The sequence below is a fragment of the Variovorax sp. PBS-H4 genome, assembly GCF_901827205.1.
Lineage (GTDB): Bacteria > Pseudomonadota > Gammaproteobacteria > Burkholderiales > Burkholderiaceae_C > Variovorax.
On record NZ_LR594675.1, the window covers coordinates 4,741,294 to 4,759,946 of the forward strand.

At 65.8% G+C, this 18,653-nt stretch carries 18 protein-coding genes; 14 read left to right on the plus strand and 4 right to left on the minus strand.

Annotated features, from left to right (window positions below; all coding sequences use genetic code 11):
- The first annotated feature begins 1 nt into the window (after position 1).
- The 9 genes from E5CHR_RS22600 (at position 2) to dnaJ (ending at position 8,785) form a co-directional block, all read left to right on the plus strand.
- Positions 2-766 carry an SDR family NAD(P)-dependent oxidoreductase gene (locus tag E5CHR_RS22600; RefSeq protein WP_162581917.1) on the plus strand — a complete coding sequence of 255 codons (765 nt, stop codon included), beginning with the start codon at positions 2-4 and terminating at the stop codon, positions 764-766.
- Positions 767-793: 27 nt separating this feature from the next.
- A complete protein-coding gene (locus E5CHR_RS22605; protein ID WP_162581918.1) occupies positions 794-1,891 on the plus strand; it encodes a lactonase family protein in 1,098 nt (365 codons plus the stop codon).
- 88 nt (positions 1,892-1,979) lie between these two features.
- The gene (locus tag E5CHR_RS22610; protein ID WP_162581919.1) at positions 1,980-2,972 is read left to right on the plus strand and encodes a Bug family tripartite tricarboxylate transporter substrate binding protein; all 993 of its coding nucleotides are present in this window, start codon (positions 1,980-1,982) and stop codon (positions 2,970-2,972) included.
- A 66-nt stretch (positions 2,973-3,038) separates the two neighbouring features.
- Positions 3,039-3,887: an archaetidylserine decarboxylase gene (asd, locus tag E5CHR_RS22615; protein ID WP_162581920.1), complete on the plus strand. Its 849-nt coding sequence runs from the start codon at positions 3,039-3,041 to the stop codon at positions 3,885-3,887.
- 161 nt (positions 3,888-4,048) lie between these two features.
- Positions 4,049-4,414 carry a winged helix-turn-helix transcriptional regulator gene (locus E5CHR_RS22620; protein ID WP_162581921.1) on the plus strand — a complete coding sequence of 122 codons (366 nt, stop codon included), beginning with the start codon at positions 4,049-4,051 and terminating at the stop codon, positions 4,412-4,414.
- A 37-nt stretch (positions 4,415-4,451) separates the two neighbouring features.
- Positions 4,452-4,802, plus strand: a complete 351-nt coding sequence (locus E5CHR_RS22625) for an FKBP-type peptidyl-prolyl cis-trans isomerase (protein WP_162581922.1) — start codon at positions 4,452-4,454, stop codon at positions 4,800-4,802.
- A gap of 148 nt (positions 4,803-4,950) precedes the next feature.
- Positions 4,951-5,517 (plus strand): nucleotide exchange factor GrpE, encoded by a 567-nt coding sequence (grpE, locus tag E5CHR_RS22630; protein WP_162581923.1) that lies wholly within the window; start codon positions 4,951-4,953, stop codon positions 5,515-5,517.
- A gap of 101 nt (positions 5,518-5,618) precedes the next feature.
- Positions 5,619-7,571: a molecular chaperone DnaK gene (dnaK, locus tag E5CHR_RS22635; protein ID WP_162581924.1), complete on the plus strand. Its 1,953-nt coding sequence runs from the start codon at positions 5,619-5,621 to the stop codon at positions 7,569-7,571.
- A 77-nt stretch (positions 7,572-7,648) separates the two neighbouring features.
- Positions 7,649-8,785, plus strand: coding sequence for a molecular chaperone DnaJ (dnaJ, locus tag E5CHR_RS22640; RefSeq protein WP_162581925.1), 1,137 nt, complete (start codon positions 7,649-7,651; stop codon positions 8,783-8,785).
- Between the two features lie 59 nt (positions 8,786-8,844).
- Here dnaJ and E5CHR_RS22645 read toward each other — a convergent pair whose 3' ends face one another.
- Positions 8,845-9,516, minus strand: a complete 672-nt coding sequence (locus E5CHR_RS22645; protein WP_232062162.1) for a FadR/GntR family transcriptional regulator — start codon at positions 9,514-9,516, stop codon at positions 8,845-8,847.
- A gap of 131 nt (positions 9,517-9,647) precedes the next feature.
- Between E5CHR_RS22645 and E5CHR_RS22650 the strand changes: the two genes are divergently transcribed.
- The 5 genes from E5CHR_RS22650 to E5CHR_RS22670 all read left to right on the plus strand — a co-directional run bounded on the left by E5CHR_RS22650 (position 9,648) and on the right by E5CHR_RS22670 (position 16,743).
- A complete protein-coding gene (locus tag E5CHR_RS22650; RefSeq protein ID WP_162581927.1) occupies positions 9,648-10,520 on the plus strand; it encodes a fumarylacetoacetate hydrolase family protein in 873 nt (290 codons plus the stop codon).
- A gap of 56 nt (positions 10,521-10,576) precedes the next feature.
- The gene (locus tag E5CHR_RS22655; RefSeq protein ID WP_162581928.1) at positions 10,577-11,557 is read left to right on the plus strand and encodes a Bug family tripartite tricarboxylate transporter substrate binding protein; all 981 of its coding nucleotides are present in this window, start codon (positions 10,577-10,579) and stop codon (positions 11,555-11,557) included.
- A gap of 432 nt (positions 11,558-11,989) precedes the next feature.
- Entirely contained in the window at positions 11,990-13,912 is a 1,923-nt protein-coding gene (locus E5CHR_RS22660; protein ID WP_162581929.1) for a PrkA family serine protein kinase, read from the plus strand.
- A 30-nt stretch (positions 13,913-13,942) separates the two neighbouring features.
- The gene (locus tag E5CHR_RS22665) at positions 13,943-15,229 is read left to right on the plus strand and encodes a YeaH/YhbH family protein (RefSeq protein WP_174255801.1); all 1,287 of its coding nucleotides are present in this window, start codon (positions 13,943-13,945) and stop codon (positions 15,227-15,229) included.
- Positions 15,226-16,743 (plus strand): SpoVR family protein, encoded by a 1,518-nt coding sequence (locus tag E5CHR_RS22670; RefSeq protein WP_162581931.1) that lies wholly within the window; start codon positions 15,226-15,228, stop codon positions 16,741-16,743. The genes E5CHR_RS22665 and E5CHR_RS22670 overlap by 4 nt, the downstream gene beginning before the upstream one ends.
- An 8-nt stretch (positions 16,744-16,751) precedes the next feature.
- Here E5CHR_RS22670 and E5CHR_RS22675 read toward each other — a convergent pair whose 3' ends face one another.
- The 3 genes from E5CHR_RS22675 to E5CHR_RS22685 form a co-directional block, all read right to left on the minus strand.
- On the minus strand, positions 16,752-17,390 hold the full coding sequence (locus E5CHR_RS22675; RefSeq protein WP_162581932.1) for a DNA-3-methyladenine glycosylase I: 639 nt from the start codon (positions 17,388-17,390) through the stop codon (positions 16,752-16,754).
- Positions 17,387-17,836, minus strand: coding sequence for a type II 3-dehydroquinate dehydratase (gene aroQ, locus E5CHR_RS22680; RefSeq protein ID WP_162581933.1), 450 nt, complete (start codon positions 17,834-17,836; stop codon positions 17,387-17,389). The genes E5CHR_RS22675 and aroQ overlap by 4 nt, the downstream gene beginning before the upstream one ends.
- Before the next feature lie 63 nt (positions 17,837-17,899).
- The gene (locus tag E5CHR_RS22685; RefSeq protein ID WP_162581934.1) at positions 17,900-18,580 is read right to left on the minus strand and encodes a GntR family transcriptional regulator; all 681 of its coding nucleotides are present in this window, start codon (positions 18,578-18,580) and stop codon (positions 17,900-17,902) included.
- Positions 18,581-18,653: the final 73 nt, after the last annotated feature.

The following is an 18,653-nucleotide window of genomic DNA, read 5'->3' on the forward strand; positions in this document are numbered from 1 at the left end:
CATGGAAGACCTCAAAGGCCGGAGCGCACTGGTCACCGGCGCCAGCACCGGGATCGGCGCCGCCGTCGCACGGGCGTACGCTGCGCGCGGAATGCGGGTGGCGGTGCACTACAACGCTTCGGCCGACCCGGCGAAGGCGCTGGTCGATGCGATCACGGCCGACGGCGGCGAGGCCTTCGCCCTGCAGGGCGACGTGCGCGACACGCAAGCCATTCGCCGCATCGTGATCGAGACGAAGGCGCGCTGGGGCGGCATCGACGTTCTGGTGAACAACGCGGGCGGCCTGGTCCAGCGCGTGCCCATCGCCGACTTCGAGGACGCACTCTTCGACGAGATCCTGCATCTCAACGCGCGGTCCATGCTCGCGTTCTGCCGCGAGGTGGTGCCGCTGATGCGCGCGCAGGGGCGCGGTGGCAGCATCATCAATGTGTCGTCCGTCGCGGCACGCCATGGCGGCGGGCCCGGGGCCTACCTGTATGCCGGCGCCAAGGGCTTCGTCAACACCGCCACCCACGGCCTGGCGAAGGAGCTCGCGGCCGAGCGCATCCGCGTGAACGCGGTGGCGCCGGGCGTGATCCAGACACCGTTCCACGACCGCTACTCGACACCGCAGATGCTCGAGTCCTTCAAGGCGACCATCCCGATGGCGCGCATCGGCGACCCGGACGACTGCGTGGGCGCCTTCCTCTATCTCGCCTCGGAGCAGCTCTCGGGCTATGTGACGGGCCAGATCCTCGAGGTCAACGGCGGCCAGTACATGCCCTGAAACCCCCGAGGCCACCAAGACTGAAACATGCACAAAGCCTTCACCTCTCGCGCGCTGCGCCGCGTGGCACTGCTGCTGGCAGCCGGGCTCGGCGCCGTCGGCACCAGCGCTTGCGCCGCCACCTGGGTCTATGTTTCGAATGCGGACAGCCAGGAGATCTCTGTGCTCGAGCTCGACCGAGGCCAGGGCACGCTGAAGCCGATCGAAACGGTGAACGTCGGCGGCATGGCGATGCCGATGGCGGTCAGCCCCGACAAGCGCTTCCTGTACGCGGCGCTTCGCTCACAACCCTTCCGGGTCGTGAGCTTCTCGATCGACGGCGCGAGCGGGAGGCTGAAGAAGCTGGGCGAGGCACCACTGGCCGACAGCATGGCGAACATCGACACCGATCAAACAGGGCGCTGGTTGTTCGCGGCCTCCTACCCTGGGCACAAGATCACGGTGAACAGCATCGACAAGACAGGCGCCGTGGGCGCGATCCAGCAGTTGCTGCCGACTGCACCGAATGCCCACGCGATCCACGCCGACGCAAGCAACCGCTTCGTGCTGGCGACCAGCCTGGGCGGCGACCACATTTCGAGCTGGCGCTTCGATGCCGAAGCGGGCGTGCTGTCGCCCAACGAACCCGCGCTGACGACGGGCACTGCGAAGTCCGGACCGCGCCACTTCGTCTGGGACAAGGCTCAGCGCTTCGTGTACCTGCTCGACGAGCTCGATGCCCGGCTGCATGTGTACGCCTGGGACTCCGCGCGCGGCACGCTCCAGTTGCAGCAGAGCACCACCACCCTGCCCGAAGGCTTCACGGGCAAGCCATGGGCCGCCGATCTGCACCTCACACCGGACGGCCGCTATCTCTATGCCTCGGAGCGCACGTCCAGCACGCTGTCGGCCTTCAAGGTCGACGCCGCGACAGGCCGGCTGCAGCCGCTGGGCCAGGCGCCGACCGAGAAGACACCGCGCGGTTTCGCCATCGATCCGAGCGGCCGCTTCCTCGTCGCTGTCGGCCAGGAATCCCACAGCGCCTCGGTGCATCCCATCGATGCCGCGACCGGCGCGCTGGGCACGCCGCAGCGGCTGACGGTGGGCAAGAACCCGAACTGGGTCGAGATCGTCGAAGCGCCTTGAGCCCCTTCATCGCCTTCAGCGCCAAGGCTCGGGGAGCGCCGCCAATCTTGCCCTCCATCCATTACCCGCACTTCAAGGAGACACCCTCATGCACCGTCGCACACTGATCCGCACCGCCCTCGCCGCCTTCGCTGCCGGCTTGCCGGGAATGTCCGCCCTCGCGCAAGGCCAGTGGCCCACCGGCAAGGCCATCACCTATGTCGTGCCGTTTCCGGCCGGCGGCACGACCGACGTGCTCGGCCGCCTGATCGCCCAGAAGCTCGGCCCGGCGCTCGGCACCAGCGTCGTGATCGACAACAAGGGCGGCGCCGGCGGCAGCATCGGCTCCGAAATCGCGTCGCGCGCCGCGCCCGACGGCTACACGATGCTGGGCGGCACCATCAGCTCGCACGCCATCAACGTGAGCCTCTATCCGAAGATCGGCTACGACCCGCTGAAGTCCTTCGCGCCGGTCACCCTGATCGGCACCAACCCCGTGGTGCTGGTGGTGAACCAGAGCAGCCCCTACAAGACGCTGAAGGATGTGCTGGAAGCCAGCAAGTCCAAGCCGGGCGGGCTCTCCTCCGCCTCGGCCGGCACCGGCACGTCGCAGCACCTGACGCTGGAGCTGCTGGCCTACAAGTCCGGCGTCAAGTTCACCCACGTGCCCTACAAGGGGAGCGGCCCGGCCATCCAGGACGTCATCGGCGGGCAGGTCGACATGATGTTCGACACCACGGTCGTCGCCGGACCGCACATCCAGAGCGGCAAGCTTCGCGCGATCGCGGTCAGCTCGGCGAAGCGCCTGCCTTCGATGCCGGACGTGCCGACGGTCGCGGAATCGGGGCTGCCCGGCCTTCAGGACTTCGAAGTGCTGTCGTGGCAGGCCATCTTCGTGCCGGCCGGCACGCCGGCGCCGGTGATCGACCGGATGCACACCGAGATCCGCAAGATCCTGGCCGAGCCCGAGATGCAGGACAAGCTCAAGGGCTTCGGCATGCAGCCGGCCGACATGAGCACGACGCAGATCGCCGCGTTCCAGAAGGCCGAAGTCGAGAAGTGGGCGCAGGTGATCAAGGCTGCGAACATCAAGCCGGAGTAGGCGCAGTCCCGCAGGCAGCGGCAGGAGCGCTGGCTAGAATCGCCTTCCTCTTCCGGAAGCCCCGCCGTGTCCCGTTTCGCCGTCCTGCCGCAGTACCTCTTTCCCAAGCAGGCGCTGACCAACTTTGCCGGCTGGGTGGCGGGCAAGGAACGCGGCGCGGTCACGACGTGGATCATCCGGCGCTTCGTCGCCAAGTACGGCGTCGACATGGCCGAGGCGCTGAACAGCGACATCGCGAGCTACCCCAGCTTCAACGATTTCTTCACCCGCGCACTGAAGCCCGGCATGCGCCCGATCGCGCAGGCCGACCTGGTCTGCCCCGTCGACGGCGCGATCAGCCAGTTCGGCTTGATCGAGGGCGACCAGATCATCCAGGCCAAGGGTCACCTCTACACCACGACAGCGCTGGTGGGCGGCGACGCGGCGCTGGCCGCGCAGTTCCAGCACGGCAGCTTCGCCACCCTGTACCTGAGCCCGAAGGACTACCACCGCATCCACATGCCTTGCGACGGGCGGCTGGTGCGGATGATTTACGTGCCCGGCGACCTGTTTTCAGTGAACCCCGTCACTGCGCGCGGCGTGCCGGGGCTGTTTGCGCGCAACGAGCGCGTGGTGTGCGTCTTCGAGTCGGCGCGCGGGCCCTTCGTGCTGGCGCTGGTCGGCGCCACCATCGTTGGGAGCATGGCGACGGTTTGGCACGGCGTGGTCAACCCGCCGCGCGGGGGCGAGTTGCGCGAATGGCGCTATGACGATCGGCAGATCGTGCTCAGGCAAGGCGAGGAAATGGGACGCTTCCTGCTCGGCTCGACCGTGGTCATGCTGTTCCCGAAGCCGCCGCTGGACTTCAATGGCGCGTGGGCGCCGGGCCGCGCTGTGCGCCTGGGCGAAGCCATGGCCCACTATCCCGCCGCCTGAGGCCTCGCTTCACAGCCCGCGTCCCGCCTCAGGGGCCAGCTATGAAACTTGTAGCACGCCGTCATCTGGGATATAGTCGCCGGCCCGGTCGGGTGGCCGGGTCGACAAGAACAAGCAGCGCCATTCGTGGCCGCCGCCATCCTCCCGAGGAGATGCCCTGAATGAGCAGCAAGGAAAACGCGGCGGTCAGCCAACTGCTCGCGTTGCTCGAAGCCCGCTACGCGTTGCGCGTGCTCTGGGCGCTGCGCGACGGCCATGCCCAGACCTTCCGGCTGCTGCAGGACAGCGTCGGCAACATCACGCCCAACACCCTCAACACCCGCATCAAGGAGATGCGCGAGGCTGGCATCGTGAGCCACGGCGGCGAAGGCTACAGCCTGACGCCCACGGGCCAGGACCTGCTCAGGCGCCTCTCGGACCTGCAGGCCTTCGCGGTGAAATGGCAGCTCAACCAGGTCAGGAAGAACGTGCCCCCGCCTCTCAAGCCCGTCGCGCCGCCGCCCGAGGGACCGCCAGAGCCTCGTTAAACTGCAGGGCTTTCCCTTCCACTTCCCAAGGAACGCCATGCCCACCACTCCCTCCGGCCTCCAGTATGAAGACAGCGTCGTCGGCGACGGCGCCGAAGCGCAAACCGGCCACCACGTCCACGTGCACTACACCGGCTGGCTCTACAACGACGGCGTGCAAGGCGCCAAGTTCGATTCCAGCCGCGACCGCAACGACCCCTTCGCGTTCTCGCTCGGCGCCGGGCAGGTGATCAAGGGCTGGGACGAAGGCGTTGCCGGCATGAAGATCGGCGGCAAGCGCACGCTGATCATTCCGCCGGCGCTGGGCTACGGCGCACGCGGCGCCGGCGGCGTGATCCCGCCCAACGCCACCCTGAAGTTCGACGTGGAGCTGCTCGACACCCACTGAACAGGCCGGCGTGGCGTGCCGCCCGCGCCGCTCGCGAAATGCGCCTCCCGAGGCGCATTTTTTTCTTGAAATACCCACCGCCGACCCCAGTTGGCCGTGATCGTTCTCTACTTCATGAGTTTCCGGCCAGGCCGCCGGCTTTTTGAGCATGACTGACCCGCAAAACCCACCATCGAATTTCGAGCCGCTGCAAGGCGAAGCCAGCCCCGAGGAACTGGAGGCCGCGCAAGCCGCCAACGAGGCAGATGCATCAGCCGCTGCCACCGCCGAGATCGCGCAGCTGAAGGCCAAGAACGCCGAGCTGGCCGACCAGTTCCTGCGGGCCCAGGCCGACGTGCAGAACGCGCGCCGCCGCGCCGACGAGGAGATTACCAAGGGTCGCAAGTTCGCCATCGAGTCCTTTGCCGAAAGCCTGCTGCCGGTGCTCGACAGCCTGGAAGCCGGCCAAGCCCACAAGGACGCGACGCCCGAGCAGATCCGCGAAGGCGCCGAAGCCACGCTGCGCCAGCTCAAGAGCGCGCTGGAGCGCAACAAGGTGATCGAAATCGCGCCGGCACCCGGCAGCAAGTTCGATCCGCACCAGCACCAGGCGATCTCGGTGGTGCCGGTCGAAGGCCAGGAGCCCAACACCATCGTCGGCGTGCTGCAGAAGGGCTACACCATTGCCGAGCGCGTGCTTCGCCCGGCGCTGGTGACCGTCTCCCAGGCCGGCTGATCCCCACGAAACCCACAGGAAATCCCCGCTTCTTCCCTTGAATAGAGCCGGGTTATCCACAAGTTCACAACAACATCTTTTTCGCGTTCAGGAGAAACAACATGGGCAAAATCATCGGCATCGACCTCGGCACCACGAACTCGTGCGTGTCGATCATGGAAGGCAACACGACGCGAGTCATCGAGAACTCCGAGGGCGCCCGCACCACGCCCTCGATCGTCGCGTACCAGGAAGACGGCGAAGTGCTCGTCGGCGCCTCGGCCAAGCGCCAGGCGGTGACCAACCCCAAGAACACCATCTATGCCGTCAAACGCCTGATCGGCCGCAAGTTCGAGGAAAAGGAAGTCCAGAAGGACATCGACCTGATGCCCTACAGCATCGTCAAGGCCGACAACGGCGACGCCTGGGTGGAAGTCCGCGGCAAGAAGCTGGCGCCGCCCCAGGTCAGCGCCGAGATCCTGCGCAAGATGAAGAAGACCGCCGAGGACTACCTCGGCGAGGCCGTGACCGAAGCCGTGATCACCGTGCCGGCCTACTTCAACGACAGCCAGCGCCAGGCCACCAAGGACGCGGGCCGCATCGCCGGGCTGGACGTCAAGCGGATCATCAACGAGCCGACGGCGGCCGCCCTGGCCTTCGGCCTCGACAAGCAGGACCGCGCCGACCGCAAGATCGCCGTGTATGACCTGGGCGGCGGCACCTTCGACATCTCGATCATCGAGATCGCGGACGTCGACGGGGAGAAGCAGTTCGAGGTGCTGTCGACCAACGGCGACACCTTCCTGGGCGGCGAGGACTTCGACCAACGCGTGATCGACTACATCATCGGCGAGTTCAAGAAGGACCAGGGCGTCGACCTGAGCAAGGACGTGCTCGCCCTGCAGCGCCTGAAGGAAGCGGCCGAGAAGGCCAAGATCGAGCTGTCGAACAGCGCGCAGACCGACGTCAACCTGCCCTATATCACGGCCGACGCCTCGGGGCCGAAGCACCTGAACATCAAGCTCACCCGCGCCAAGCTGGAGAGCCTGGTCGACGAGCTGATCGAGCGCACCATCGCGCCCTGCCGCACGGCCATCAAGGATGCGGGCGTGTCGGTCAACGACATCCATGACGTGATCCTGGTGGGCGGCATGACCCGCATGCCCAAGGTCCAGGAGAAGGTGAAGGAGTTCTTCGGCCGCGAGCCGCGCAAGGACGTCAACCCCGACGAGGCCGTCGCAGTGGGCGCCGCCATCCAGGGCCAGGTGCTCTCGGGCGACCGCAAGGACGTGCTGCTGCTCGACGTGACCCCGCTGTCGCTCGGCATCGAGACGATGGGCGGCGTGATGACGAAGATGATCACGAAGAACACCACGATCCCGACCAAGTTCGCGCAGACCTTCTCGACCGCGGAAGACAACCAGCCCGCCGTGACCATCAAGGTGTTCCAGGGCGAGCGCGAGGTGGCCGCCGGCAACAAGCTGCTGGGCGAGTTCAACCTCGAAGGCATTCCGCCGGCCGCGCGTGGCACGCCGCAGATCGAGGTCAGCTTCGACATCGACGCCAACGGCATCCTGCACGTGGGCGCCAAGGACAAGGGCACCGGCAAGGAGAACAAGATCACCATCAAGGCGAACTCGGGCCTGTCGGAGGACGAGATCCAGAAAATGGTGAAGGACGCCGAGCTCAACGCGGCCGAGGACAAGAAGAAGGTCGAGCTGGCGCAGGCCCGCAACCAGGGCGAGGCCATGGCCCACAGCGTGAAGAAGTCGCTGGGCGAGCACGGTGCGAGCCTGGAAGCCGGCGAGAAGGAAAAGATCGAGGCCGCGATCAAGGAGCTGGAAGAAGTCCTCAAGGGCGAGGACAAGGCCGCGATCGAGGACAAGACCAACACGCTGATGACCGCCAGCCAGAAGCTCGGCGAGAAGATGTACGCCGACGCCCAGTCCGCCGCCGGTGCCGCCGGAGCGGCACCCGGTGGCGGGGCAGGCGGTGCTGGCCCGGAAGCTGCGAGCAGCGCCCCGGCCGACGACAACGTGGTCGATGCCGAGGTCAAGGAAGTCAAGAAGGGCTGACCTGAGGGCCCTGATGCAAGGCTGGATCTGCTGACAAGGCGGTCCGGCCTTTTCCGTTCTCGACACCGCTACCGAACATGGCCACCAAACGCGACTACTACGAAACCCTCGGCGTTCCCAAGAACGCAAGCGAGGAAGAAATCAAGAAGGCTTATCGCAAGCTGGCGATGAAGCACCACCCTGACCGCAACCATGGCGACAGCAAGGATGCCGAGACCAAGTTCAAGGAGGTCAAGGAAGCCTACGAGATGTTGTCGGACCCGCAGAAGCGCGCCGCCTACGACCAATACGGCCATGCAGGCGTGGATCCCAACATGCGCGGCGGGCCCGGGCCCGAGGGCTTCGGTGGCTTCGCGGAAGCCTTCGGCGACATCTTCGGCGACGTCTTCGGCGCCCGTGCTGCCGGCGGTCGGGCCGGTGGCCGCCAGGTGTTCCGCGGCAGCGACCTGAGCTACGCGATGGAGATCACGCTCGAGGAGGCGGCCGACGGCAAGGATGCGCAGATCCGCATCCCCAGCTGGGACGATTGCGGCACCTGCAAGGGCACCGGCGCCAAGCCCGGCACCAAGCCGATCACCTGCACCACCTGCCATGGCAACGGCGTGGTGCAGATGCGCCAGGGCTTCTTCAGCGTGCAGCAGACCTGCCCCACCTGCCACGGCAGCGGCAAGATCATTCCCGAGCCCTGCGCCACGTGCCACGGCCAAGGCAAGATCAAGAATCACAAGACGCTGGAGGTCAAGATCCCGGCCGGCATCGACGATGGCATGCGCATCCGCAGCACCGGCAATGGCGAGCCAGGCACCAACGGCGGTCCGCCTGGCGACCTGTACATCGAGATCCGGCTGAAGAAGCACGAGCTGTTCGAGCGCGATGGCGACGACCTGCACTGCGTGGTACCGGTCAGCATCACCACTGCCGCACTCGGGGGCGAGATCAGCGTGCCCACACTGAAGGGCCCTGCAGCCATCGACATCCCGGACGGCACCCAGAGCGGCAAGCAGTTCCGCCTGCGCGGCAAGGGGATCAAGGGCGTGCGCTCGAGCTACCCCGGCGACTTGTACTGTCACATCCGCGTGGAGACACCGGTCAAGCTCACGGAGCACCAGCGCAAGCTCATGAAGGAGCTGGACGAGTCGCTCAGGAAGGGCGGCGACAAGCACAGCCCCACCGACAAGGGCTGGTTCGACAAGGCCAAGGAATTCTTCAGCTAGGCCCTCGCCCTCGGCAACCCTGTCATTGGGCCTGATTGGTTCAGACTGCGCGGCTGCGCCTAGTAGCCGAGCAGGTTGCGCCGCACGTGCGCCAGATGCTCCAGGCAGAGCTGCACGGCGCGCGCGCCGTCGCGGTCCTTGAGCGCGGCAACCAGTTGGCGGTGCTCGCGCTGGTAGTCCAAACGGCGCTCCGGCGTGGCGCTGCGGCGCTTCAACATGCCCCATTCGCCCTGGGCCCGCACCTCGTTCATGCGCTGGAACACGGCGGAAATGAAGGCGTTGTGCGCAGCATCGGCGATGGCCTCGTGCAAGCGGCCGTCCCACAGTTCGAATTCCTCCAGCGTGGCGGCCGCCTCGCCCCGGTCGCAGCAGGCCTCCATGCGGGAAAAGTCCGCAGCGGTGGCGTTCCCCACCACCATGGCGATGATCGCCGGCTCGAGCACGAGGCGCGCGCTCATCAGCTCCGCGGGGCTGGTGGCGAGCGGCGCGTCGCCGCTGCCCAGCTCCGCCAGCGCCTGCGCGACCTCGGCGCTCACATAGGTTCCGCTTCCGACGGTCTGGGTGATCAGGCCGCGCTCCTTGAGCTCCGCCAATACGCGCCGCACGGTCGTGCGGCTGAGGCCGAACTGCCCGCTCAACGCACGCTCGGTGGGCAGCCGCTGGCCGGCCCGCCAGGTGCGTGACTTGAGGTTGTCGAGAATGGCTTCCCGTAGGGACAGGGCGCTGTACACGGTCGTGGAATGTTCGGACGCGAAGCTTGGCATAAGGCCGGCGGCGGCAATCGTATCAATCGCGTGCTGGCTCGCATCATTGTGCAATTGGTATTGCATTGGTAGCATTTGGTCTTGTCAAGGAGATCATTTTGCGCATTGCCACCTACCACTACCAAGGCCGTCGGCAGGTCGGGCTCGTTGCCGATGACGGCATGACCGTCCACCCCCTCGCGCTCGACGCCGATCGAGCGCAACGGGGCGTCCTGCCCCTCGTCGAAGACCAGGCCGCGGGTATCGCCTGGCCGGCCCCCACCGGCGACACCCTGGCGCTCGCCGACGTGCGGCTCGAAGCTCCCTTGCCTTTGCCGCGCCGCAATCTGTTCTGCGTCGGCCGCAATTACCACGCGCATGCCAAGGAGCTGTCCGGCTCGGTGTTCAGGAACAACGCGGCAAACCCGCAGGAATGGCCCATCGTTTTCACCAAGGTGCCCGAATGCGTGATCGGGCCGGCCGACGAGGTCCGGCTGCCGGGCGACACGATCTCGGCGCAGATCGACTACGAGGCGGAGTTGGCGGTGGTCATCGGCAAGGCCGGCCGCAACATCGCGCGTGCCGACGCGTTGTCGCACGTCTTCGGGTACACCATCGTCAACGACATCACCGCGCGCGACGTCCAGATGCGGCACCAGCAATGGGACCTCGGCAAGTCCTTCGACACCTTCTGCCCGATGGGCCCCTGGATCGTGAGCGCCGACGCGCTGGACGGCACGCAGACCCGGGTGCGCTGCTGGGTCAACGGCGAGCTGCGCCAGGACGCACAAACGACCGACCTCATCTTCGACATCCCCACCCTGATCGAGACCTGCTCGCGTGGCATCACGCTGTACCCGGGCGATGTGATCGCGACCGGCACGCCGGCCGGGGTCGGCATGGGTTTCACGCCGCCGCGCTACCTGAAGACGGGCGATACCGTGCGCATCGAAATCGATGGGATCGGCACGCTCGAGAACAGCTTCAGCTGAGCCCGGGAGATCCCCGCGCATCCAGATCAGAGCCCATGAAAAACGGAGACAGAACCATGCACCGGTCCCCCCGCGCCCTGCTGCGCCTCGCGATGCTCGCCGCTTGCTGCATTGCCGCAAGCGCGCTCGCCCAATCGAGCTGGCCTGCCAAGCCCATCACCATGATCGTGCCGTTTCCGCCGGGCGGCGTGGCCGACACGGTCGCGCGGCCGGTGGCAGATGCCTTGTCGCGCCAACTTGGGCAGACGGTCGTGGTCGAGAACCGCGCCGGCGCAGGCGGCGCGGTGGGCATCGGCTTCGTGGCCCGCGCGCCTGCGGACGGCTACACGGTGCTGCTGAGCTTGTCCTCCATCTCCATCCTGCCCGAGGCCGACCTCCTGCTGGAGCGCAAGCCCGCCTATCAGACGAGCCAGTTCACGCCGATTGCGCGCTTCACGGCAGATCCGACCGTGCTGGTGGTGCGCGCCGACGCGCCCTGGCAGACGCTGTCCGAGTTCGTGGCCGATGCGCGACGCAAGCCCGGCGCTTACAACTACGGCAGCTCCGGCAACTACGGCACCATGCACGTGCCGATGGAAATGCTGAAGAGCGCGGCAGGCTTCCGCATGACGCACATCCCCTACACCGGTGCGGGACCTGCCGTGGTCGCGTTGCTTGCGGGCCAGGTGGACGCGGTCGCCAGCGGGCCCGCAACGGTGGTGCAGCAGATCAAGGCCGGCAAGCTGCGCGCACTCGCGCACTGGGGGGATCGGCCGCTGGCAGCGCTGCCGGGCGTCCCCAGCCTCGAGCAGGCCGGCTTCAAGGTCAGGTTCGCGCAGTGGTCGGGGCTGTTCGTGCCGGCGGGCACGCCGGACGAGGTGGTCAGCAAGCTGCGTGCTGCCTCCGCCAAGGCAGCGGCGGATCCGGCGGTCCTCCAGGTCATCGAGAAGGCGGGCAGCCCCATGGCCTACCTCGATGCGCCCGAGTTCCAGTCGTACTGGCGCACCGACGCCCAAGCCATGACCGAGGCGGTCCGGAAGATCGGAAAGGTCGAGTAACAAAAAAGCCAGCTTTCGGCTGCCCTTCTTTACACCCGGTCGGCTGCTGCCGCGTTTGGGTTGGGTCATGGCAGAAATAGTCTTTGCCCCTACCCTGCTGACGCGCGAGCGCGAATGGAAGATGATGTCCTACATCGGCATATGCGGTGCAGGCGATGAGGTGCTATGTCTCCTGTCTTAGGCTTGTGTTGATTTCACCGCGTTTATGCCGATTGCTTCCGCTTCGGCGTTGGAACTTTTAGACAGACGGTTCGTTCTTATTTGAAAACCAATTTGCTCGACGCGTTGTTTGTTCTATGCTTTGAGCCAAGTTACTGCTCGAGGAGTTTTTCGTAAGCGTGCTCAACTCACCTGGCACCATTCCTGCGAACGATGCGATGTGTGCAGCACGGAAACTCCGGGCAGCGCCCCGCTGACTCGATGGAGGTGTTTATGGATGTCATCAGTAACTTCGCCGCCCGCTACGAGCGGACTCGCGAAGAGGTCCTTTCCCTGCAGGAGTACCTCGAGATCTGCAAACGGGAGCCCACGGCCTACGCCACCGCTTCCGAGCGAATGCTCAAGGCCATCGGGGAGCCGGAGCTTGTCGACACGCGCAACGACCCACGCCTGTCGCGCATCTTCGCCAACAAGGTCATCAAGATCTACCCGGCCTTCCGCGAGTTCTACGGCATGGAGGACGCCATCGAACAGGTGGTGTCCTACTTCCGGCACGCGGCGCAGGGGCTCGAAGAGAGGAAGCAGATCCTCTACCTGCTCGGCCCGGTCGGCGGCGGCAAGAGCTCGATCGCCGAGCGGCTGAAGCAGTTGATGGAGCAGGTGCCCTTCTATGCCATCAAGGGCTCGCCGGTCAACGAATCCCCGCTCGGCCTCTTCAACGCCACCGAAGACGGCGAGATCCTCGAGAAGGAATACGGCATCCCGCAGCGCTACCTCAATCGCATCCTCTCGCCCTGGGCGGTGAAGCGGCTCGAGGAATACGGCGGCGACATCCGGCAGTTCCAGGTCGTCAAGCGCTACCCCTCGGTGCTGCGCCAGATCGCGGTGGCCAAGACCGAGCCCGGCGACGAGAACAACCAGGACATCTCATCGCTCGTCGGCAAGATCGACATCCGCAAGCTCGAGACCTATGCGCAGGACGACCCCGATGCCTACGCCTACTCCGGCGGCCTGTGCCTGGCCAACCAGGGCCTGCTGGAGTTCGTCGAGATGTTCAAGGCACCGATCAAGGTGCTGCACCCCCTGCTGACTGCCACGCAGGAAGGCAACTTCAAGGGCACCGAAGGCTTCGGCGCCATCCCCTTCGACGGCATCGTGCTCGCCCACAGCAACGAAAGCGAGTGGAAGGCGTTTCGCAACAACAAGAACAACGAGGCCTTCCTCGACCGGATCTACATCGTCAAGGTGCCCTACTGCCTGCGCGTCTCCGAAGAAATCAAGATCTACGAGAAGCTGGTGCGCAACTCCTCGCTGTCGCTGGCGCCCTGCTCGCCCGGCACGCTGCGCATGATGGCCCAGTTCTCGGTCCTCACGCGGCTGAAGGAACCGGAGAACTCCAGCATCTTCAGCAAGATGCAGGTGTACGACGGCGAGAACCTCAAGGACACCGATCCGAAGGCCAAGTCGATCCAGGAGTACCGCGACTACGCAGGCGTGGACGAGGGCATGAGCGGCGTGTCCACCCGCTTTGCCTTCAAGATCATCTCCAAGGTCTTCAACTTCGACAGCGGCGAGGTCGCCGCCAACCCGGTGCACCTGATGTATGTGCTCGAGCAGCAGATCGAGCGCGAGCAGTTCGCCGCCGAGACCGAGCAGAAGTACCTGTCCTACATCAAGGAGCTGATGGCGCCGCGCTATGCGGAGTTCATCGGCAAGGAGATCCAGACCGCGTACCTCGAGAGCTACTCCGAATACGGCCAGAACATCTTCGATCGCTATGTCACCTACGCCGACTACTGGATCCAGGACCAGGAGTACCGCGACCAGGACACCGGCGAGGTGTTCGACCGTGGTTCGCTCAACGCCGAACTCGAGAAGATCGAGAAGCCCGCGGGCATCAGCAACCCCAAGGACTTCCGCAACGAGATCGTGAACTTCGTGCTGCGCGCGCGTGCCGGCAACGCGGGCAAGAACCCGCTGTGGACCAGCTACGAGAAGCTGCGCACGGTGATCGAGAAGAAGATGTTCTCCAACACCGAGGAGCTGCTGCCCGTCATCAGCTTCAACGCCAAGAGCAGTGCCGACGAGATGAAGAAGCACGAGGATTTCGTCAACCGCATGGTGCAGAAGGGCTACACCGCCAAGCAGGTCCGCCTGCTGTGCGAGTGGTACCTGCGCGTGCGCAAGAGCTCATGATGAGCTGACAAGGGAGTCAGGGCCGTGGCCATGCTGCAGCAGATCATCGACCGCCGTCTGTCGGGGAAGAACAAGTCCATCGGCAACCGCGAGCGTTTCCTGCGGCGCTATCGCGAGCAGATCGGGGAGGCCGTGCGGCGCGCCGTCAGCGGCCGCAACATCCGGGACCTCGAACAGGGCGAGGACATCACGCTGCCCAAGCGCGACGTCTCGGAACCGGTGTTCGGCCATGGCCCCGGCGGCGACCGCGAGTACGTGCATCCCGGCAACCGCGAGTACGTCAAGGGCGACCGCATCGAGCGGCCCCAGGGCGGCGGCGGCGGCAAGGGAAGCGGCTCGCAGGCGGGCGACGGCGAAGGCGGCGAAGACGACTTCGTCTTCCGCCTCACCAAGGAAGAGTTCATGCGGGTCTTCTTCGAGGACCTTGCCCTGCCCCACCTGATCCGCACCCAGTTGGCCGAAGTGCCGGAGTGGAAAAGCCACCGCGCCGGCTTCACGCAGGACGGCATGCCCACCAACCTGCACGTGGTGCGGTCGATGCGTGGCGCGCTGGCGCGCCGCATCGCGCTGGGTGGCGACTCGCGGCGCGAGATCCGGGAGCTCGAGGCCCACCTCCTGCACCTGAAGCGCAGCCCGCGCGCGGCCGATGCACTGGTGCAGCGCGAGATCCGCGACACCGAGGCCAAGATCGAGGAGCTGAGGGCCAAGGCCAAGCACATCCCCTTTCTGGACCCGATCGACCTTCGCTACCGCAACCGGGTGAAGGTGCCGATCCCCTCGGCCAAGGCCGTGATGTTCTGCCTGATGGACGTTTCCGGGTCGATGGACGAGGCGCGCAAGGACATGTCCAAGCGCTTCTTCATGCTGCTGTACCTGTTCCTGACGCGCCACTACGAAAAGATCGAGCTGGTCTTCATCCGGCATCACACCCAGGCCAGCGAAGTCAGCGAAGAAGAGTTCTTCCATGCCACCGAGACCGGCGGCACGGTGGTTTCCAGCGCGCTCACGCTGATGCACGACATCATCCGCGCGCGTTTTCCAAGCAGCGAGTGGAACATCTACGGCGCCCAGGCCAGCGACGGCGACAACTGGCACCAGGACAGCGGCCGATGCCGCGAGCTGCTGGCCGACCACCTGCTGCCGCTGGTGCGCTACTACGCCTACGTGCAGGTGGCCGACGCCGAGCAGAACATGTGGGAGGAGTACACGCAGCTGGTGGACTCCCACAAGAACTTTGCAATGCGCAAGGTCGCCGACGCGGCGGACATCTACCCGGTGTTCCGCGACCTGTTCAAAAAGGAGAGGGCAACGGTGTGAACGCCAGGAAACGAGAACCCCTGCCCAGCCCTTCGGACTGGACCTTCGATCTGATCGAGCGCTACCACAGCGAGATCGCGCGCGTCGCGCGCGGCTACAAGCTGGACACCTACGCCAACCAGCTCGAGATCATCACGGCCGAGCAGATGATGGACGCGTACGCGTCGGTGGGCATGCCGGTCATCTACCGCCACTGGTCCTACGGCAAGCAGTTCATCTCCACCGAGAAGAACTACCGCCGCGGGCACATGGGGCTTGCCTACGAAATCGTCATCAATTCCGACCCTTGCATCGCCTACCTGATGGAAGAGAACACCATGGCCATGCAGGCCCTGGTGATCGCCCATGCCGCGTACGGGCACAACAGCTTCTTCAAGGGCAATTACCTGTTCAAGATGTGGACGGATGCATCGTCCATCATCGACTACCTGGTGTACGCACGGCACTACATCAGCGAGTGCGAGGAAAGACATGGCGTGGCGGCGGTGGAGGACCTGCTCGACTCCTGCCATGCGCTGATGAACCACGGCGTGGACCGCTACCGCCGCCCGCAGCGCCTGTCGCTGAGCCAGGAACAGGCGCGCCGCGAAGACCGCGAGCACCATCTGCAGCAACAGGTCAACGACCTATGGCGCACGCTGCCCAAGCGCGCCGGCCGCTCCGCCGAGGAAGACGAGGCCGCCAAGCGCTTCCCGTCCGAGCCGCAGGAGAACCTGCTTTACTTCATCGAGAAGAACGCACCATTGCTGGAGCCCTGGCAGCGCGAAGTGGTGCGTATCGTGCGCAAGATCGGGCAGTACTTCTATCCGCAGCGGCAGACCCAGGTCATGAACGAGGGCTGGGCCACCTTCTGGCACTACACCCTGCTCAATACCCTCTATGACGAGGGCCTGCTGGCCGACGGCTTCATGATGGAATGGCTGCAGTCCCACACCAACGTGGTGTTCCAGCCGCCGGTCGGCCACCGCGCCTACAGCGGCATCAACCCCTATGCGCTGGGCTTCGCCATGTACACCGACCTGCGCAGGATCTGCGAGGAACCTACCGAGGAGGACCGCCGCTGGTTCCCGGACCTGGCCGGTTCGCCCTGGCAGCAGACGCTCGACTACGCGATGCGCAACTTCAAGGACGAGAGCTTCGTCGGCCAGTTCCTCTCCCCGAAGCTGATGCGCGACTTCCGCTTCTTCGCGATCCGCGACAAGCAGAGCGAGTCCGAGCTCGAGGTGTCGGCCATCCACGACGACAGCGGCTACAGGCAACTGCGCGAGTCGCTGTCCCGGCAGTACGACCTCAACCACCGCGAGCCCAACATCCAGGTCTGGAGCGTCAACCTGCGCGGCGACCGTTCGCTGACCCTGCGCCACACCCAGCACAACGACCGCCCGCTGCACGACGATGCACATGAAGTGCTCAAGCATGTCGCCCGGCTGTGGGGCTTCGACGTTCACCTCGAGAGCGTCGACAGTCAGGGTCGGGTCAACCACCGGAAGGTGGCCGGACCGCAGGCGGCTTGACCCGTTCGCTAGCGCGGGACCTTCAGCGTGCCGCGCGCTGCCAGTGCGAGCTCGCGCGCGTGGCAGTCCTCCAGATGGTCGTTGACCAACCCCATGGCCTGCATGAACGCATACACCGTCGTCGGGCCGACGAAGCTCCAGCCCCTCTTTTTCAGGTCCTTGGACATCGCCACCGATTCGGGCGAGGTGCTCATGGATCGCAGCGCCTCGTGGGTGATGCGTCGAGGGCGCGACGCCGGGTCAGGCTCGAAGCCCCATGCATAGGCGGCGAGCGAGCCGAACTGCTCGCGCAGTTCCAGCACCCGTTGCGCGTTGTTGATGGCCGACTCGATCTTGCCGCGGTGCCGCACGATGCCCGCATCGCCAAGCAGCCGCTCCACGTCCTTCGGCCTGAAGCGCGCCACGCGCTCGGCGTCGAACTCCGCGAAGGCGCGCCGGAAGGCCTCGCGCTTGTTGAGGATGGTCAGCCAGCTCAGCCCCGCCTGGAAGCCCTCGAGACACAGTTTCTCGAACAGGCGCCGGTCGTCCGTGACGGGGAAACCCCATTCGTTGTCGTGGTAGTGCTGGTAGGCCGTGGTCCCCTGGCACCAGCGGCAGCGCAGCGCGCCGTCTTCGCCGGTGAAGAGCCCTGGCTGCTCTCCACTCACGTGCTCACCCGCACCAGCGCTTCGATCGCCAGCGCATACCCCTTGACGCCGAAGCCGACGATGATGCCGCGCGCCGCCGGCGAGATGTACGAATGATGGCGGAACTCCTCGCGCGCATGCACGTTCGAGATGTGCAGCTCCACCACCGGCACGCTCGCGCCCTTGATCGCGTCGTGCAGCGCGATCGAGGTGTGCGTGTAGGCGCCCGGGTTCATGACCACGCCGAGCATGCGCCCGGCAGCCACCTCGCGCCCGGCCTCGTGAACCCAGTCGATCAGCTGGCCTTCGTGGTTGGACTGCCGGCATTCGATGTCCACGCCCAGCGTCGTACCCGCCTCCGCGCACAGGCGCTCGACGTCGGCGAGCGTTTCGTAGCCATATTGCGCAGGCTCGCGGGTGCCGAGCAGGTTGAGATTGGGACCGTTGAGGACAAGGATCTTTTTCATGGCCCGTTTGTAGCAGGTGCAGCGGCGTTCGGAGCAATCCCGGCTCGACCGGACTGAGCGCGCTCAGCCGGCGAGCAGTGCCCGGCGCAGGTGAGGATCGTCCACCACCGCCATGTTCTCGACGTTCAGGCTGACCTCGACCGTCTGCAGGTGCCGCTGCAGGAGCTGAAGCGCCTTGGCGGCAGCCCCCGATTCGAGCAGGTCGATGAACTCGGTGTGCTCGTCCTGCAGGCACTCGACATGCTCGTCGTAGTCGTGACGGTAGAGCAGCAGGATCAGCGCAATCCGCGCGACCAGCTGCTCGAGGGTCCGGGCGAGCAGTGCGTTGCCAGCGAGCTGCGCCACCAGCACGTGAAAACCCGCGCCGAGCCGGCGAACCTCTTCCGCATTGCGCGCCGCACGCGCCGCCCGTTCCAGCTTGACGTGCGCCCGCAGCGCGGCCACGTGCTTCTTGGTGAGCTTCCGCGCCAGCGTTTCGGTTGCATGCCGCTCGATGGCCCAGCGCAGGTCGAAAGTATCGCGCGCCTCTTCCGGCGTCGGCTTGGCGACCGAGGCGATGCGGCCCGGCGTGAGATCCACCAGGCCCTCGCGCGCCAGCGTCTGCAGCGCCTGCCGGACGACGGTGCGGCTCACGCCATACAGCTTGCCGAGCGCCACCTCGCGCAACTGCACGCCCGGGAGCAGGCGATGTGCCGCGACGGCGCTGCGGATGTTCGAAACAATCTCGTCGGTCTTGCTGGACATGGGATTCGATTCTAAATACACTGAACCGGTATACCGCTTCAGATCACAGGATCGGGATTCCGCCCCGTTTCTC

Excerpts from the sequence above, each read along its gene's own strand:
- E5CHR_RS22600 (WP_162581917.1), top strand. The coding sequence starts at position 2 with ATGGAAGACCTCAAAGGCCGGAGCGCACTGGTCACCGGCGCCAGCACC.
- E5CHR_RS22605 (WP_162581918.1), top strand. The coding sequence starts at position 794 with ATGCACAAAGCCTTCACCTCTCGCGCGCTGCGCCGCGTGGCACTGCTG.
- E5CHR_RS22610 (WP_162581919.1), top strand. The coding sequence starts at position 1,980 with ATGCACCGTCGCACACTGATCCGCACCGCCCTCGCCGCCTTCGCTGCC.
- E5CHR_RS22620 (WP_162581921.1), top strand. The coding sequence starts at position 4,049 with ATGAGCAGCAAGGAAAACGCGGCGGTCAGCCAACTGCTCGCGTTGCTC.
- E5CHR_RS22625 (WP_162581922.1), top strand. The coding sequence starts at position 4,452 with ATGCCCACCACTCCCTCCGGCCTCCAGTATGAAGACAGCGTCGTCGGC.
- grpE (WP_162581923.1), top strand. The coding sequence starts at position 4,951 with ATGACTGACCCGCAAAACCCACCATCGAATTTCGAGCCGCTGCAAGGC.
- dnaK (WP_162581924.1), top strand. The coding sequence starts at position 5,619 with ATGGGCAAAATCATCGGCATCGACCTCGGCACCACGAACTCGTGCGTG.
- dnaJ (WP_162581925.1), top strand. The coding sequence starts at position 7,649 with ATGGCCACCAAACGCGACTACTACGAAACCCTCGGCGTTCCCAAGAAC.
- E5CHR_RS22655 (WP_162581928.1), top strand. The coding sequence starts at position 10,577 with ATGCACCGGTCCCCCCGCGCCCTGCTGCGCCTCGCGATGCTCGCCGCT.
- E5CHR_RS22660 (WP_162581929.1), top strand. The coding sequence starts at position 11,990 with ATGGATGTCATCAGTAACTTCGCCGCCCGCTACGAGCGGACTCGCGAA.
- E5CHR_RS22665 (WP_174255801.1), top strand. The coding sequence starts at position 13,943 with ATGCTGCAGCAGATCATCGACCGCCGTCTGTCGGGGAAGAACAAGTCC.
- aroQ (WP_162581933.1), bottom strand. The coding sequence starts at position 17,836 with ATGAAAAAGATCCTTGTCCTCAACGGTCCCAATCTCAACCTGCTCGGC.
- E5CHR_RS22685 (WP_162581934.1), bottom strand. The coding sequence starts at position 18,580 with ATGTCCAGCAAGACCGACGAGATTGTTTCGAACATCCGCAGCGCCGTC.